This is a genomic window from Streptomyces sp. CNH287 (genome assembly GCF_000424825.1).
The window spans coordinates 277776-293961 of record NZ_AUKQ01000003.1 but is presented as its reverse complement, the minus strand read 5'-3'; the positions used below and the strand labels follow the sequence as shown (position 1 = coordinate 293961).

Sequence of the window (16186 nt, the reverse complement as noted above, 5' to 3'; positions counted from 1 at the left end):
GCGACGGCCAGCCCTGGCGGGCCCCCCGGCGGGAGCCCTCGCCCGGGGCACAGCTTAAGGGCTGTCCCGTAACCCGGGGGGTGCCGCCACCTGGCAGTCCTTGGGAGGGCCGGGGTACGGTAGGGGGAAATTCAAGATCCAATCATTTCGAAAATCTTCATAGGTGAGCCGGGAAGTCTGGTCGGCAGTGACTCTGTCCTGCCCGCACACCCTCCGGAGCCAGCGATGCCGCCCACTCCCGCCCCCGACACCTCGCAGCAGCACCCGGAGGCAAAGCAGTCCCTCTTCGGGCTCCCCTCCGCCCCCGAGCGCCGCCGTCTGGCCGACGCGCTGCGCACCGAGACCATCGGCGGCATGCTCCTGCTCGCCGCGGCGGTGCTCGCGCTGGTCCTGGCGAACACCCTGAGCGACACCTACCAGTCGGTGAGCGACTTCCACTTCGGCATCCCGGCGCTGGGTCTCGACCTCTCGGTCTCGCACTGGGCCTCCGACGGCATACTCACCCTCTTCTTCTTCGTCGCCGGTATCGAGCTGAAGCGCGAACTGCTCGTCGGGGAGCTGCGCAAACCGGCCGCCGCGGCACTGCCGGTGGTCGCGGCGGTCTGCGGCATGGTGGTGCCCGCGCTGGTCTACCTGGTGATCAACGCCTCGGGCGGTGGCACGCTGGGCGGCTGGGCGGTGCCGATGGCGACCGACATCGCCTTCGCCCTCGGGGTGCTCGCGGTGATCGGCACCCATCTGCCGTCCGGGCTGCGGGCGTTCCTGCTGACGCTGGCCATCGTGGACGACCTGGGCGCCATCGTGGTCATCGCCCTCTTCTACACCTCCTCGGTCAACCTGCTGGCCTTCGCCGGTGCCGTCGCCGGGCTCGTCGTCTTCTGGGTCCTCCACCACAAGCTGCGGGTACGCGGCTGGTACGTGTACGTCCCGCTCGCCCTGGTGATCTGGGCGCTGATGTACAACAGCGGCGTGCACGCGACGGTGGCCGGAGTGGCCATGGGCATGCTGCTGCGGGTCCACCTGCGCAAGGACGCGGAGGGCAACGAGGTGGAGCGGGTCTCGCCCGCCGAGCACATCGAGCACCTGGTCCGGCCGCTGTCGGCGGGGTTCGCGGTGCCGGTCTTCGCGCTCTTCGCGGCGGGGGTGAGCATCTCCGCCTCGTCGCTCGGCGAGGCGGCCCGGGAGCCCGAGGCGCTGGGAGTGGTGGCCGGGCTCTTCCTCGGGAAGATCATCGGCGTCTTCGGGGGCACCTATCTGGCCGCCCGCTTCACCCGGGCCCAGCTCAACCCCGATCTGTCCTGGTCGGACGTGGCGGGGGTGTCGTTGCTCGCGGGCATCGGCTTCACGGTCTCGCTGCTGATCACCGAACTGGCCTTCACCGACGAGGGGACGGTCGAGCACGTGAAGGCGGCCGTCCTGGTGGGCTCGCTGATCTCGGCGGTGGCCGCGTGCGTCGTGCTGAAGATCCGGGACGCGAAGTACCGGCGGCTGTGGGAGGACGAGACGCGGGACGAGGACCGGGACGGCGTCCCGGACATCGACCAGGACGAGGACTCGGCGACGCGTCCGGCCGAGGCGGAGCGGCGCGCCGCCGCGCGGGCCCGCGCGGCGGCCGCGGCACAGGCCGCCGAAGCCAGGGCGCAGGACGGGGCCAAGGGCAGGGCGCAGTCGCAGACGCGGACCGAGGCGCAGGGCACGCCCGAGGCGCAGGACGGGGGCGAAGCTCAGGACGGGCCGAACTCCAGCCGCAGGAAGCGCGGCCTGTAGAGGTCCACGTCCCGCTGGATCGCGCTGGTGTCGTGCGTGACGTTCACGTCGTAGCCCAGCAGCAGGCTGCCGCCGGCGTCCTCGTCCGGGCCGTCCCCGCCCGGGCCGTCCCCGTCCGAGCCGCTCCCGCCGAAGTCGGGATGGCCCTGCACGTTGTAGGCCGTCGCCCCGGCCTGCCCCGCGCGCGGGGGCAGCGGCGGCACCGCCGCCTTGTGCGGCCCGTGCCAGGGTCCGTTCGGCGCGCAGGACCAGTAGGTCACCGCGGTGGCCGACGGGCGCCCGTCCGGGCCGCCCGCGTCCATGCTCAGCAGCAGCCAGGTGCCGCCGCGGCGGACGACGGAGTAGGTGTTGGTCGCGCTGTCCGGCTGCCGCCCGAAGTCCATCGGCGCCGCCTCGGCCGGCTCGGCGCTCCAGCGCGAGCCGTCCCAGTAGCGCCAGGCGGCGGCGTCCGCCAGGCTCCCCACGGGGGCGCGGGCCACGTACGCGCGGGACGCGCCGCCGTCGCGCACCCCGCGTTCGTCGGCGCCGTAGGCGTACGTCCAGCCGTCCGCGCGGCGGGCCGAGGTGCCGTAGAGCACCCGGTCCTGGGGCGCGGTCGCGGCGGCCGGGCGGTGCAGCGGGTCGATGCTCTCCACCGCCAGGTCCGGCAGGGACAGCGTGGCCACCTCGGTGGCCCGCGGCACCCCGAACACCCACGGCGGCGCGCCCCGCTCGCGCTGCCACAGCAGGACGCGCACGACCTGCTCGCCGGAGCCGGGTGCGCGCGGCTCCACCACGGCCTGGGCGGGCCAGCGCCAGACCTCGCCGCCGTCCGCGCCGGTGGTGCCGGGGAACAGCGCGCCGGGGCGGCCGTCCGCGCCCGGGGTGCCCAGCAGGGTGCGTCCGAGCTGCCCGGAGGGGGACATGACCAGGGCGGAGTTGCGTACCCAGGAGGGCTGCGGGACGCGCTGGCGGCCGGGGTGCACCCGGTCCAGGAAGGTGTCGGCGGAGAGCCACAGGGTGCGCCCGTCCGGCAGGCGCACGGAGCGGGTGCCGTCGCCGCCGGTCCAGTCGTCACTGCGGGTGTTGTCGTCGCCGTAGCGCGCGAACTCCCGCGTCATCCGCTTGTCCTGCTGCCAGCCGGTGGCACGCAGGGCGGCGCAGCCGGCGGCCCGGTCGTCCTCGCCCTCGGGGTCCGTGAGCACCCAGGCGAGCAGGACGAGGACGAGGACCACCCCGGCCCCCGAGCCGATCACCGTACGCCTGCGCATCATCGCGGGAGCATACGTTCCCGCCTGTCAGGAGCGCGTCAGTGCCCCGCCCGGGGAGCGCCCGTACCGCCTCGCAGGCGGCTCAGAAGCAGTCCGCGCAGCCGGGCGTGGGAGATCCGGCGGCGGTGGGGGGACGGCCGGGAGTGTCGGGCACGAGGAGCATCCGCAGCCGCCCGCACCCGGCGCAGCGCAGCCACCGGACCACGCCCTCGCTCGTGTGGTGCCGGGAGACTTCGGTCTGGGTACGCGGCCGGAGGCCGGTGGGGAGGAGGGTCATGTCCACAGTGTCGAACCGGCGGACCGTTGAGGTCCATCGAACGTTTTCCCGACGAACCGTGCAACGAGCCTGCACAATGGTGGCCATGATTGATCTGCGCCGCCTCCAGGCGCTGCGCGCGGTGCACCAGCACGGCACGGTCACCGCAGCCGCCGCCTCCCTGCACCTGACGCCCTCGGCCGTCTCGCACCATCTGCGCGAGCTGGCCCGCGAGTTGCGGCTCCCGCTGGTCGAGCCGCTGGGCCGGCGCATCCGGCTCACGCCCGCCGCGCAGCTTCTGATCGAGCACGGCGACGCGCTGTTCGCCCGCTGGGAGGAGGCCGAGGCGGCGCTGGAGTCGTACCGCGAGGGCGACGTCGGCCTGCTGCGGATGTGCGGCTTCCCCTCGGCGGTCGCCTCGCTGCTGACCCCGGCGGCGGTGGCCCTGCGCGGCAGCCACCCGGGGCTGACGGTGGAGCTGACGGAGTGTGAGACGGTCACCGGGTTCGACCTGCTGCTCTCCACCGACGCGGACATCGCGCTCGTCGCGCCGACCGAGGAGGCGCCGCCGCCCGGCGACGCCCGGTTCGAGCAGCACTCCCTCCTGGAGGAGCCGCTCGACCTGCTCGTCGCGCGCGAACACCGGCTCGCCGGGCACACGGGCGTCCGGCTGGAGGACGCGGCGGCCGAGGACTGGATTCTGCCGCGCCCCGGCAGCTGCGACCACTACCAGCGGGTCATCGTCCACTGCGCCGCCGCCGGTTACACCCCGCGCGTCGCGCAGCACGTCATGGAGTGGTCGACGATCTCGCAGATGGTGGGGCACGGGTTCGGCGTCTCGCTGATGCCGCGGCTGGCCGAGCTGCCCTCCTGGCACGCCGCCGTGCGGGTGCCGATATCCGGCGGCGGTACGGTGCCCACCCGGCGGATTCTCACCTGTGTGCGGCGGGGCGGCTGCGACCATCCGCTCGTCCAGCACGGCCTGCGCGCGCTCGCCGCCGTGCTGGAGGCCCGCCCTGAACTCCGCGTGTCCGCCGACCGTTTGTAGAGTGCTCAATCATGGGGATGTGGAACGGGCCGGGGGGCGCAGACGGCCCAGCCGCCCGGAGACCGGGAGAGTACCGGGACTGGCAGGCACCGACCGACATCGAGCGCGGCCTCTACGAGGCGAAGATGCGCGGCGACTGGCCCGGCTACTTCGACATCCTGGCGGGCACCGAGATCTACCACGCGGCTCCGCGCAGCTATCTCGACGGCAACCCGGGCAAGGTCCGCTTCACCTCCTTCCGCGACCCGGTCAGCGGCGGCCACGGCTACGTACTGCTGACCTCCGGGGTGCTGCCGCCGCCCGTCCCCGATCCGGTCTACTTCCACTCCTCGCTGGGCTGGTACGCGCGGGAGTGGCCCGACGACACCGCCTGGGCGGCCGTCAACCCGGGCACCCCCTGCGAGGCGCACTTCGCCACCACCGCCGCACACCGCGCCGTCTGGCAGCAGCACGCGGACCGCGTCGAGGACCACGGGCACCACCAGCTGCGCACCCTGTGGTCCGGCGCGCCGCTGCACGGCCCGGTGGCACACGGGCTCGCCTGCACGGCGCTGCTGTACGTGAACAACGGCGAGTTCTGGAACATGCTCGGGCACGGCCTGGGCTACGACACGGAGAAGAGCCGCCTGGAGAAGTGGTGGGGCGTCACCGGCCGGGCCACCTGGTACGCGTACCAGGAGCGCCTGCTCCAGGGCGACATGGTCGACCCGGACTGGGAGTTCGTCCTGCGCGTGCGCGAGTCCCTGCGCCGCGCGGACGGCGGGGGGGTGGACGTGTCGCGGTGGCGGCAGCTGGCCGAACGGCTGACACGGGAGCGCCTGGCGGGCGCCGCCGCCCGGCCGGAGGAGGACGGGGCCGAGGAAGCAGCCGAGGACCCGGACGAGTGCCTGGCCGCGGACACCGGCCTGGCCGAGGACGCGGAGGCCCCGGCGCGCCCCCTCGGGCGCGGCCCGGCGGCCGACCGCGAGGTCGAGGAGATCCAGCGGCTCATCGGCCGCATCCAGCGCTACGAGTCCCGCTTCCGCGCCGACGGCCTGCTGCCCGAGGGCAGCACCGTGCGCTCCGTGCTCTCCTGGGACTTCGGACGCGCCTCGGGCATGGCCCGCTGGGGCCTGGCCTGCCGCTTCTGCGACCTGGCGGAGGCGGAGGCGGCGGTCGTCCGCACCAGCCGGGTGAGCCAGGCGACGTACGACTCCTGGGAGGAGTTCTCCGTCGGCTACATACTCGGGCGCTGCCTCCACTTCGACGAGGAGGAGTTCGGCAGCTGGTACGAGGACATGGTCGCCGCGCACCACATCCTGACCACCGACCCGGACAGTCCCTGGCTCAACATCCCCTGGCGGTGAGGGGCGGCCGGCGGGCCAGCGGCAGGCAGGCGGACCGGCAGGCGACACGCGTACCGCCCCGGTCCCCTCGCTGCGACGTTTTGTCGGTAATGTCCCCTCGGGGCCGCAAGCGCCCGCGGCACGGCACGCACCGCCCGTGCCGCGTGTGACACCACGCCCGCGTGGTACCCGAAGCACCGTCGGCGGGCCGAGAGCCGACGAAGCGCCCGCTGGGAGGCGACGATGGATGCCCGGATCACCCTGCGCGTCGACGGTGACGAGCGGTCGCTCACCGTCGACACCCGCGTCACGCTGCTGGACGCGCTGCGCGACCGCCTCTCGGTGCACTCCGCCAAGAAGGGCTGCGACCACGGCCAGTGCGGCGCCTGCACGGTACTGCTGGACGGCAGGCGCACGCTGAGCTGCCTCACCCTGGCCGTCGCGCAGGACGGCGCCGAGGTGGTCACGGCCGCCGGGCTCGCCGGCCCGGACGGCACCCCCCACCCGGTGCAGCAGGCGTTCCTGGACCACGACGGCCTCCAGTGCGGCTACTGCACCCCCGGCCAGATCTGCTCCGCCCTCGGCATGCTCGCCGAGGCGGCCTCGGGCCACCCCAGCCACGCCACCGGCGACCTGCGGGAGCCGGTGGTGCTGGACGACGAGGAGATCCGCGAGCGCATGAGCGGCAACCTGTGCCGCTGCGGCGCGTACGTGGGCATCCTCGCGGCGCTGCGCGAGGCGGCCCCGCGCGAGACGGCGCGGCCCGGGACGGCACCGCGCCAGACGGCCCTGCCCCGGACGGAGCCCTCGTGATCCCCTTCGAGTACCGCCGCCCCGGCACCCCCGCCGAGGCCGTCGCCACCGTCGCCCACCACCCCGGCGCCGCCTTCCTGGGCGGCGGCACCAACCTGGTGGACCACCTCAAGCTGGGCGTGGCCGCACCGTCCCTGCTCGTGGACGTCTCCCGGCTGCCGCTGGACCGGGTGACCGAGACCCCCGGCGGCGGCCTGCGGATCGGCGCCACCGTGCGCAACAGCGACCTGGCCGCGCACCCGTGGGTACGGCACCACTGCCCCGTCCTCTCCCGGGCGCTGCTGGCCGGGGCCTCCGGGCAGCTGCGCAACGCCGCGACCACGGGCGGCAACCTGCTCCAGCGCACCCGCTGCCCCTACTTCCAGGACCTCACCACCGCCTGCAACAAGCGGGTGCCCGGCAGCGGCTGCGCGGCGATCGGCGGCTACAACCGCGACCACGCCGTCCTCGGCACCTCCGAGCACTGCATCGCGACGCACCCCTCCGACATGGCGGTGGCGATGCTGGTGCTGGACGCCGAGGTGTTGGTGCTCGGCCCCGGCGGTGAGCGCCGCCTGCCGCTGACCGCGCTGCACCGGCCGCCCGGCGACGCGCCCCACCGGGACACCGTGCTGGAACACGGCGAGCTGATCACCGCCGTCGAGCTGCCGCACCTGCCCTTCGCGCGCCACTCCGCCTACCGGAAGGTGCGCGACCGCGCCTCGTACGCCTTCGCGCTGGTCTCCGTCGCCGCCGCGCTCGATCTGGACCCCGGCGGCGGGACGGTGCGCGAGGTCCGGCTCGCCTTCGGCGGCCTCGCCACCACGCCGTGGCGCGCCCTGCGCGCCGAGGAGGCGCTGCGCGGCGCGCCCGCCACCGAGGAGAGCTTCCGCCGCGCCGCCGACGCCGAACTGGCCGCCGCGTACGCCCGCGAGGGCAACGCGTTCAAGGTGCCGATGGCCCGCAACACCCTGGTGTCCGTGCTGCGCGGCCTGACCCGCGGCGCGGCGGGCGACCGTCCCGTACCCGACGAGGAGGAGGACCGATGACCGCCGGTGCGCGCCCCCGGGCCGTCGGTACGCCGCTGCCCCGCGTGGACGGCCCGGAGAAGGCCGCCGGGCGGGCCGCGTACGCCTACGAACAGCCGCCCGCCGGGCACCCGTACGGCGAGCCGGTGTACGTGCACCCGCTCCAGGCCACCGTGGCGCGCGGGCGCGTCCGCGCCGCCGACGCCGGGCGGGCCGCCGCGCTGGAGGGGGTGCTGGCCGTGCTCACGCACGAGAACGCCGCCCGGCTGGCCGACACGGGGGACCGGGAGCTGGCGGTGCTCCAGTCCGCGGAGGTGGCCTTCCGTGGCCAGTTCGTCGGCGCCGTCCTCGCCGACACCCCGGAGACCGCCCGGCAGGCCGCCGCACTGGTCTCCCTCGACTACGCCGTCGAGCCGCACGACACCCGGCTGCGCGCCGACCACCCCGAGCGCTACACCCCGGACCGCGTCAACCCGGCCTTCGCGCCCGACACGGACGAGGGCGACGTGGAGGCGGCGCTGCACGGCGCCGCGGTGCGGATCGACCGGACCTACACCACGCCGATGGAGCACAACAACCCGATGGAGCCGCACACCACGGTCGCCGTCTGGCACCCCGAGGACGCGGACGGCGGCCCGGACGGCTCCTCCCCCGGGACACCGGTGCGGCTGACGCTGTACGCCTCCACCCAGGGCGCGCACACCGTACGCCGCACGCTGGCGCCCCTGTTCGGGCTGGAGCCGGAGCAGCTGCGGGTGATCTCCCCGCACGTGGGCGGCGGCTTCGGGTCCAAGGGGATGCCGCACGCGCACGACGTGCTGGCCGCCCTGTGCGCCCGCGCGGTGCCCGGACGGCCCGTCAAGCTCGCGCTCACCCGGCAGCAGATGTTCTGCCTGGCCGGGCACCGCACCCCCACCTTCCAGCGGCTGCGGCTGGGCGCGGACGCCGCCGGGCGGTTGACCGCCATCGCGCACGAGGTGGTCGAACACACCTCGAAGGTCAAGGAGTTCGCCGAGCAGACCGCCTGCGGGACCCGCATGATGTACGCCGCACCCAACCGGCGTACGGCGCACCGCCTCGTCGCCCTGGACGTCCCGGTGCCGTCCTGGATGCGGGCGCCGGGCGAGGCCCCCGGCATCTTCGCCCTCGAGGTGGCGATGGACGAACTGGCCGAGGCCGCCGGGCTGGACCCGATCGAACTGCGGGTACGCAACGACCCGCCCGCCGACCCGGAGACCGGCAAGCCCTGGTCCGGCCGCCACCTGGTGCGCTGCCTGGCCGAGGGTGCCCGCCGCTTCGGCTGGCGGGACCGGAGCGCGGCGCCGGGGGCGCGCCGGGAGCGGGGCGAACTGGTGGGCCTGGGGGTCGCCGCCGCGACCTACCCGTACTTCGCCTCGACGGCTTCGCGCGCCCGGGTCCGCTACGACGGCGACGACCGCTGGACGGTCGCCATCGGCGCGGCCGACCTCGGCACCGGCGCCCGTACCGTACTGGCGCAGATCGCCGCCGACGCGCTGGGGTGCGCCGCCGAGGCGGTGACCGTGCGGGCCGGAGACTCGGCGCTGCCCGCCGCCACGGTCGCGGGCGGCTCCTCGGGCACCGCCTCCTGGGGCTCCGCCCTGGTGGGGGCGGTCCACGCGTTCCGCGCGGCGCACGGCGCCCACCCGCGCCGCGGCGCGCAGGCGGACGGCGGGCCCGCCCCGGACGACGACGCCGAGCGCTTCGCGCGGCACTCCTTCGGCGCGCACTTCGCCGAGGTGCGGGTGGACGCCGACACCGGCATGGTCCGGGTGCCGCGCATGCTCGGGGTGTTCTCCGTGGGCCGGGTCATCAACCCGCGCACGGCGCGCTCGCAGTTCATCGGCGGCATGACGATGGGCCTCTCGATGGCCCTGCACGAGCACAGCGTGCTGGACCACCGCACCGGGCACGTCGTCAACCACGACTTCGCCGGCTACCACATCGCCGCGCACGCCGACGTGCTCGACATCGACGCCTGCTGGCTGGACGAGGAGGACCCCCGGACCAACCCGATGGGTGCCCGCGGCATCGGGGAGATCGGCATCGTCGGCTCCCCCGCCGCGATCGTCAACGCCGTGCACAACGCCACCGGGCTGCGCATCCGCGACCTGCCGATCACCCCGGACAAACTCCTGCACTGACGCCCGGCCCGGGGCATGCGGAGTCCCCTATCGGTCCGCCGCTCCCCCGGAGCCCGTGCACAGCGGGAAGCAGAGCCCGGGCCGGGCGGCGGCCCTCAGCGCCCGACGCGGTCGGTGGGTTGACCCGTGTCATGGGCCGAGCAGTGCGGCCTCGTACTGCCGACGGGAGAAGGTGAGGGTCCCGAGGGAGTCGTAATTCCAGTCGCGGCAGGTGTTCCGCAGGTTCGACCACGTCACGGTGTCGTCGTCGACGGTGATCGTCGCGGTCAGTGCCCAGCAGTCGAAGATGCCGCAGTCGCATCCGAGCAGCACGGTCTCGCCTTCCTCTGCACCGTGCGGGACCATGTCCGGCTTGCCGCCGAGCAGGTGGTCGCAGCTGAAACTGCCGTACACGTACGCTCCGGCGAGCATCGGTGCAGGGTCCGGAGCGAATTCGCCGGCGTGCTCCGCCTGTTCCGCCAGGGCGTCGGGAAGTTCCGCGCGGCGGACCAGTTCCAGGAACGGGACACCGTCGACCAGGTATTCCAAGACCTCGATGCTCCTGCCTTCGACCGACCATGGGAGGGCGTAGGGGACCCGGTGGAACTCGATTGCACGCATACGCCGACGCTAGTCGGCCCGTGTCCGCCATCACACCGGATTCCTACGTGCCTGCTTCCGCGTACCCGTTCCGGGCCGGGTGCGCCAGTCCAGGAACAGGTGCAGCGCCGCGCTCCCCGGCCGGTGCGGGAACGGGTATCACCCGAGGCGCCTTGTGCGAGGGGCCGCGTCCCGCCGGTCCCCGGTGCGCGGCGCCGCGCCCTTGCCGCTACGGCGCGACCGCGGCGGCGAGTTCGTCGAGGGCGTCGGTGAGCAGGTCCGCGCCGCGCAGTTCGACCGGGGAGAGGGTGCCCGCGGCGGCCTGCCAGCGCGCCACCGACTCGTGCACGCGGTCCCAGTCCAGCGGCTCGCCCGCGCGCAGGGCGGCGGACGCGGGGGCCAGGGAGGCGGCCAGCGCCGCCGCGTAGTGCGCGGCGGCGGTGGGCTCGGCCGGGAAGGAGGGCTCCACCTCCGGCTCCGGCAGATGGGCCTCCAGCAGCATCGTGACCCGGCCCATCGTGACCAGGGCGAGCTGCGCGTCGCGTGCGGCGCGGCGGTTCAGCCCCCGGTGGCGCACCGGTTCGGCCCCGGCCCGGCCGGCCGCCAGGTCCCACGCGGTACGCGCGGCGCGTACGTCCAGCAGCGCGTCGCGCACCTGGCGCGGGCGGCGGTTCGCCGGGCGGGCGAAGCACTCCAGCACGGCGACGGCGTAACGCCCGTTCGCGTCCAGCCAGTCGGCGAGCCGGTCGCGCAGGCGCGGGGTCTCCCAGGCCGGGAAGAGGGCGTAGCTGAGCATCGCGACCAGCCCGCCGACCGCGGTCAGCCAGACCCGTTCCGGCACCGTCTGAGCCCACTCCGCCCCGGCGATGCCGAGCAGGAAGATGACATAGGCCGCGAGGCAGGCGGAGAAGATGATGTGCCCGGCGTTCAACAGCAGGTACGCCAGGCCGATCGACACGACGGCCAGCGCCCCGCTCGCGTACGGGCCGGGGTCGGTCAGCGCCATCAGCGCGCCCGCGACGACGACCCCGACCAGGGTGCCCGTGAAGCGGGCGACGCCGCGTTCGAAGGTCTGGGTGAAGTCGGGGCGCAGCACCATCACCGCGGTGAGCGCGATCCAGTACCCGTGTGCGGGCGGCAGGAGTTCACCCAGCAGCCAGGCCAACGGGATGACGACCGCCAGGCGCACCGCGTGCCGCAGGACGGATGAGGACCAGCGCAGCTCGCGCCGCAGCGCACGCAGCGCGGCCGGCAGCATGCCGGGCACCGAGGGGCGGTGCAGATGGCGGGGGCGTCCCGGAGCGTCCGATGCGCCCGGAGCGCCCGACGCGCCCGCGGTGTCCGCCCGCTGCCACCCGGCGCGCGGGCGCAGCGCCGCGAACGGGCGCGTCACCTCGACCGGCTCCTGTGCCGCCTCCACCGCGTCGTCCGTGAGCGCGATCAGCCGCATGGCGGTCTTGCGGGCGGGCCCTTCGAGTACCGGCCCGGACTCGGGGACCTGGAGGACGGCCAGCGCGTCCTCGGGGATGCGGACGGGCTCGCCGCGCCGGATCGCCCGCGCCGAGGCGTCCAGTACGGTGCCCGCCGCCGCCAGCAGCTCCCGTACGCGGTCACGTTCGGGGCCCTCGGCCGGAGCCCCGCCGACCACCGGGTCGGCGAGCGAGGCGAGGACGGGCCGGAAGCGCTCGGCCAGCGCGCGGTACCCCTGGAGCTGGCGCGGGCGGCGGCGCGCCTCGCGCGGGGTGACGGCCGCCGCGCTGCGCGCCTCCATCAGCGGTACGGGGTCGAACACGGCGCTGGGGTCGTGGCGCAGGCGGCGCGCGTAGTCGGCCACGGCGGCCAGCGCGTCGGCGAGGGCGGTGCGCCGTTCGCGCCAGGGGCGGACCGGGAAGAGCACGATCAGCACCGCCTGGAGTATCCCGCCCGCCGCGATCAGCCCGGCGTGGCCCAGCGCGCCGAGCACGGTGGTGGGCAGCGTGACGGCGACCAGCATGACCGCCACGGTCAGCGAGGCGACCACGCCCGAGGTCGGCCCGACCGCCCAGGCCATCCCGGCCCCGAACGCCCATACGCCCAGCAGCGCGAGGAACGCGGCGTCCCAGGGGACGCACAGGTAGCCGAGGAAGGTGGAGACGGCCAGTCCGGCGGCGGCGCCGAGTGCGAGCACCGGCCGGGGCCGCCAGCTGCGCTGGAAGGTGGCGACCCCGGAGGCGAACGCGCCGAAGGCGGAGGAGACGGCCAGGGTGGGGGTGCCGAAGTGGAGGGCCAGTCCGATGATCAGGGCCACGCCGCAGGCGCCCCGGACGGCGAGGAAGGGCGTGAGCGCGGTGCGCTCGACCCGCAGTCCGGAGCGGGTCGTGTCGCGGAGCGCGCGCAGCCAGCTCATGATCGCGAGGGTAACCGGGCGGACGGCCCGAAGCGCCACCCGTGGTACGTGGCCGTGGCCACGTGCCGCCCGCCTCAGTCACCAGCCTCGGTCACGGTCCCCTGCCACGCCCCTGCCACGCCTCAGCCACCGGCCGGGGCCGCCTCCACGGTGCCCCCGGCCATCCGCACCAGCCGGGGTAGGCGTTCGATGGTGGACGGGCGGTGGGCGATGACCAGGAGGGTGCGGTCGGTGCGGAGGGCGTCCAGGGCCGCCTCCAACTGCCGGGCGGTACCGGGGTCGATGTCGGCGGTGGCCTCGTCCAGGACGAGCACGGCCGGGTCGAGGAGGGCCGCGCGGACGAGGCCGATCAGCTGGAGTTCACCGGCGGAGAGGCGGGCGCCGTCGCCGCCGAGGCGCGTGTACAGGCCCTCGGGCAGGCTCTCCGTCCACGCGGTGAGGCCGAGGCGGCCGACGGCCTGACGGATCGCCTCCTCGCCGGGGTCGCCGCCGACCAGGCCGAGGTTGTCCAGCAGGGAGCCGGCGACCAGGTGGACGCGCTGCGGGACGAGCACCACCCGGTGGCGCAGCTCTTCGGGGTGCAGGTCGCGCAGGTCGACGCCGTCGTAGCAGACGCTGCCGCTGTCGGGGTCGTACAGCCCGGTGAGCAGCTTGGCGAGGGTCGTCTTGCCCGCGCCCGTCGCGCCGACCAGTCCCAGCCGCTCCCCCGCCGCCGCGCGCAGGGACAGGCCGTGCAGGACCTCCACGCCGTCCACGTACGCGTAGCGCACGTCGCGCGCCTCCAGGACGCCGCGCGGTGCGGTCCGGCGCTCGGCCGCCGGGGCCGGCACCCCGCCCGGTGCCAGGCCCCGTGCCCCGCCCGGTGCGGGGCCCGCCGTGCTGGTCAGCAGGTCCAGGAGGCGGGCGAGGCCGGTGAGGGTCTGCTGGACCTGGCCGACGAGGTTGGACGCCTGGGTGGCCGAGTCGAAGAGCTGGCGGGTGGCGAGGACGAACAGGACGACGGTGCCGACGCTGACCCGTCCGTCGGCGGCCAGCCAGCCGCCGACGCCGAGCAGTACGGCCGTGGTGACGCCCTGAACCACCCGGGCCAGGCTGATGACGCACAGCGTGCGCTGGGTGCGGCGGGCGGCGCGGTAGCGTGCGTCCGTGTCGGCCACGAAGCGCTGCCGCCAGTAGCCGGTGCCGCCGCTGGTGCGCAGCATCTCGCGGGCGCCGACCAGTTCCTGGTACGTGGTGGCGACCCGCCCGGCGGCGGCGGCCTCGGCCGCGAAAGCGGGCGGGGCGATCTTCTTGAACTGCCGCAGCACGCACACCAGGGCGGGCACGAAGACCACGAGCAGGGCCAGGGTCATCGGCCAGGAGTGGAACAGCAGCACGAGGAGGGTGAACAGCAGGTAGCCGGCGACGTTGAGCACGTCGGGCAGCTGGGCGCGGACGAAGTGGGCCAGGTCGGCGATCTCGGTGGTGGTGCGGCGCAGCAGGTCGCCGGAGGGGTGCGCCTCCAGGAACCGCAGCGGCGCGCGGGAGAGGCGGTGGACGGCGAGTTCGCGCAGGTGGCGTACGACGTGTTCGCCGACGGTGGTCAGCAGGACCTCGGACTGGCGGAAGAGGACGAGGCGCAGCACGGCCAGCGCGATCAGGACGCCCGCGGCGGTGAGCAGTCCGCCGCGGTCCCGTGCCAGGAGCTGGTCGACGCCCGCGCCGATGACGACGGGCACCGCGACGGCGGTGAGGGTGGCTGCGGCGCTGGTGCCGAGGGCGAGCGCGATGCGGCGGCGCCGGCCACGCGTGAAGGGCCAGGCGCGGCGCAGCACCCGGCTGGTGTCGGGCGAGGCGGAGAGTCGCTGCTGCTCAGCCACCGGTCATCACTCCCGCTTCCGCTCCGGCCGGTGCTCCGGCGGCCTCCAGTGTCAGTACGCGGTCGGCGGCGGCGAGGAGCGCGGGGCGGTGGGTCGCCGCGACCAGGGCCGTCTTCCCGGCACGGGCTCGCAGCCGCTGGATGACGAGCCGTTCGGTGGCGGTGTCCACGGCGGACGTCACGTCGTCCAGGAGCAGCACGGCGGGCCGCCGCAGGAGCGCGCGGGCGAGGGCGAGGCGTTGGAGCTGGCCGCCGGAGAGCGTGCCGCCGCCCTCGCCGACCTCGGTGCCGAGCCCGTCGGGCAGGGAGCGGACGTAGCTGTCGAGGGCGGCGGTGTGCAGCGCCGCGTACAGCTCCTCGTCGGTGTGGTCGGAGCCCAGCCGCAGGTTGTCGGCGAGGGTGCCGCTGAGGGTGACGGGGCGCTGCGGGACGAAGCCGACGCGGCGGTGCACCTCGTCGGGGTCGGCCTGGTCGAGGGGGACACCACCGAGCCGGACGGTGCCCGCGTCGGCGGGGGTGAGCTGGGCGAGGACGCGCAGCAGGGTGGTCTTGCCGGAGGCCATCGGGCCGGTGACGGCGAGGAGTTCGCCGGGCCGGACGGTCAGCGAGGTCGGGGCGAGCGCGGTGCGTCCGGCGAGGGTGGCGGTGACGCCGTCGGCGACGAGGTCCCCGCCGGCGGGCAGTGGCCGCCCGGTGCTGCCGGTCTCGCCGGGGGCGGGCAGGAGGAGTTCGCCGAGTCTGCGGGCGGCGGTGGTGGCCTGGCTGAGCTGGCTGAGCCGCATACTGAGCACGCCCACCCACATGACGAGCATGCTCATCCAGCCCGCGAAGGCGACGATGCCGCCGACGGACAGGGAGTCGCGCAGGACGGCGAGGCCCCCGGCCGCCAGCCCGGCGCCGACCGCGAGGGCGGGCACGAAGGGGGAGAGTGCCGCCCAGTCGGCGGAGACCCGGGCGGCGGCGAGGGTGTGCCGGGTGACCTGGGCGCTGCGGGCGTCGTGCCGGCGGACCAGGGCGGGTTCGCCGCCGAGTCCGCGTACGGCGGCACTGGCGGAGAGGAGTTCCTCGACGGCGTCGGCGCGGGCGCCGTGCGCGGCGGAGAGCGCGGTGTTGGCCCGGCCGAACCGCTTGGGGAACCAGTAGGTGTTGACGAACACCAGCGGCGGCACGCACAGCAGGCAGATCCCCGCGAGCAGCGGGTCGAGCCGGACGATCGCGACGACCATGAGGACGAAGCCGAAGACGCCGGTGACGAAGGAGGCGAAGCCCATCAGCCAGGTGCGCACCAGGTCCACGTCGCGGGTGCCGCGCATGCCGAGGTCGCCCTCGCCGAAGCGGGCCAGGGCACGCGTGCTGCCGCGTGCGACGCGGTCGGCGAGCGCGAGGTAGAGGCGGTTGCCCTCCAGGGTCGCGGAGAGGGTGGAGAACCAGCCGAGGGCCATCTCCGCGAGGGCGGCCAGGACGCTGGCGGCGAGGATGGCGAGCGCCCAGTCGCGCAGGGCGGTGCTGTCCTCCCGCACGAGGCCCTGGTCCACGGCGCGTTCGATGCACCAGGGCATCGCGATCAGGGACGCCTGGTAGACGAGGCCGGTGAGGACGGCGAGGGTGATCAGCCCGGGGCGCCGGCGCAGGCAGCCGACGAGCAGGCGCAGGGCGTCGGCGGTGCCGTACTCCCTGGCCGTGCCGTACTCCCTGGTGCCGTCGCTGTGCGGTGACGGGGGAACGCGGGGCATGG

Annotated in this window: 12 protein-coding genes; 6 read left to right on the top strand and 6 right to left on the bottom strand. The window is 75.2% G+C overall.

All coding sequences use genetic code 11. From position 1 onward, the window contains the following. Positions 1-225: 225 nt before the first annotated feature. Positions 226-1767, top strand: coding sequence for a Na+/H+ antiporter NhaA (nhaA, locus tag H299_RS31520; protein ID WP_078512367.1), 1542 nt, complete (start codon positions 226-228; stop codon positions 1765-1767). Here the strand turns inward: nhaA and H299_RS0101245 are convergent. Both H299_RS0101245 and H299_RS31515 read right to left on the bottom strand, forming a co-directional pair. Beyond that, positions 1725-3020, bottom strand: a complete 1296-nt coding sequence (locus tag H299_RS0101245) for a hypothetical protein (protein ID WP_486587106.1) — start codon at positions 3018-3020, stop codon at positions 1725-1727. The genes nhaA and H299_RS0101245 overlap by 43 nt on opposite strands. A 79-nt stretch (positions 3021-3099) precedes the next feature. Then, positions 3100-3294 (bottom strand): hypothetical protein, encoded by a 195-nt coding sequence (locus H299_RS31515; protein WP_037757234.1) that lies wholly within the window; start codon positions 3292-3294, stop codon positions 3100-3102. Positions 3295-3379: 85 nt separating this feature from the next. On the opposite strand from H299_RS31515, the gene H299_RS0101235 reads away from it, so the two are divergent. From H299_RS0101235 to H299_RS0101215, 5 genes are all read left to right on the top strand, one after another. Then, positions 3380-4321 carry a LysR family transcriptional regulator gene (locus H299_RS0101235; protein WP_037757385.1) on the top strand — a complete coding sequence of 314 codons (942 nt, stop codon included), beginning with the start codon at positions 3380-3382 and terminating at the stop codon, positions 4319-4321. 11 nt (positions 4322-4332) lie between these two features. Continuing rightward, a complete protein-coding gene (locus H299_RS0101230; RefSeq protein ID WP_051262005.1) occupies positions 4333-5667 on the top strand; it encodes a DUF1266 domain-containing protein in 1335 nt (444 codons plus the stop codon). Positions 5668-5889: 222 nt separating this feature from the next. After that, entirely contained in the window at positions 5890-6459 is a 570-nt protein-coding gene (locus tag H299_RS31510) for a 2Fe-2S iron-sulfur cluster-binding protein (protein ID WP_051262004.1), read from the top strand. Then, positions 6456-7487 carry an FAD binding domain-containing protein gene (locus H299_RS31505; protein ID WP_051262003.1) on the top strand — a complete coding sequence of 344 codons (1032 nt, stop codon included), beginning with the start codon at positions 6456-6458 and terminating at the stop codon, positions 7485-7487. Before H299_RS31510 ends, H299_RS31505 begins: the two co-directional genes overlap by 4 nt. Beyond that, on the top strand, positions 7484-9628 hold the full coding sequence (locus tag H299_RS0101215; RefSeq protein ID WP_027746924.1) for a xanthine dehydrogenase family protein molybdopterin-binding subunit: 2145 nt from the start codon (positions 7484-7486) through the stop codon (positions 9626-9628). The genes H299_RS31505 and H299_RS0101215 overlap by 4 nt, the downstream gene beginning before the upstream one ends. A 129-nt stretch (positions 9629-9757) precedes the next feature. Here the strand turns inward: H299_RS0101215 and H299_RS31500 are convergent, their stop codons facing one another. The 4 genes from H299_RS31500 to H299_RS0101195 all read right to left on the bottom strand — a co-directional run bounded on the left by H299_RS31500 (position 9758) and on the right by H299_RS0101195 (position 16184). Continuing rightward, entirely contained in the window at positions 9758-10228 is a 471-nt protein-coding gene (locus H299_RS31500; protein WP_158692247.1) for a hypothetical protein, read from the bottom strand. A 208-nt stretch (positions 10229-10436) separates the two neighbouring features. Then, positions 10437-12593, bottom strand: a complete 2157-nt coding sequence (locus H299_RS0101205; RefSeq protein WP_027746923.1) for an FUSC family protein — start codon at positions 12591-12593, stop codon at positions 10437-10439. Positions 12594-12715: 122 nt separating this feature from the next. Next, entirely contained in the window at positions 12716-14452 is a 1737-nt protein-coding gene (locus tag H299_RS0101200) for an ABC transporter ATP-binding protein (RefSeq protein WP_027746922.1), read from the bottom strand. Beyond that, on the bottom strand, positions 14445-16184 hold the full coding sequence (locus H299_RS0101195) for an ABC transporter ATP-binding protein (RefSeq protein ID WP_027746921.1): 1740 nt from the start codon (positions 16182-16184) through the stop codon (positions 14445-14447). The genes H299_RS0101200 and H299_RS0101195 overlap by 8 nt, the downstream gene beginning before the upstream one ends. Between the last annotated feature and the right edge of the window lie 2 nt (positions 16185-16186).

Coding starts and splice junctions, on each gene's coding strand:
- nhaA (WP_078512367.1), top strand. CDS start 226: ATGCCGCCCACTCCCGCCCCCGACACCTCGCAGCAGCACCCGGAGGCA.
- H299_RS0101215 (WP_027746924.1), top strand. CDS start 7,484: ATGACCGCCGGTGCGCGCCCCCGGGCCGTCGGTACGCCGCTGCCCCGC.
- H299_RS31500 (WP_158692247.1), bottom strand. CDS start 10,228: ATGCGTGCAATCGAGTTCCACCGGGTCCCCTACGCCCTCCCATGGTCG.
- H299_RS0101235 (WP_037757385.1), top strand. CDS start 3,380: ATGATTGATCTGCGCCGCCTCCAGGCGCTGCGCGCGGTGCACCAGCAC.
- H299_RS31510 (WP_051262004.1), top strand. CDS start 5,890: ATGGATGCCCGGATCACCCTGCGCGTCGACGGTGACGAGCGGTCGCTC.
- H299_RS31515 (WP_037757234.1), bottom strand. CDS start 3,294: ATGACCCTCCTCCCCACCGGCCTCCGGCCGCGTACCCAGACCGAAGTC.
- H299_RS0101230 (WP_051262005.1), top strand. CDS start 4,333: ATGGGGATGTGGAACGGGCCGGGGGGCGCAGACGGCCCAGCCGCCCGG.
- H299_RS0101205 (WP_027746923.1), bottom strand. CDS start 12,593: ATGAGCTGGCTGCGCGCGCTCCGCGACACGACCCGCTCCGGACTGCGG.
- H299_RS0101195 (WP_027746921.1), bottom strand. CDS start 16,184: ATGCCCCGCGTTCCCCCGTCACCGCACAGCGACGGCACCAGGGAGTAC.
- H299_RS0101245 (WP_486587106.1), bottom strand. CDS start 3,020: ATGATGCGCAGGCGTACGGTGATCGGCTCGGGGGCCGGGGTGGTCCTC.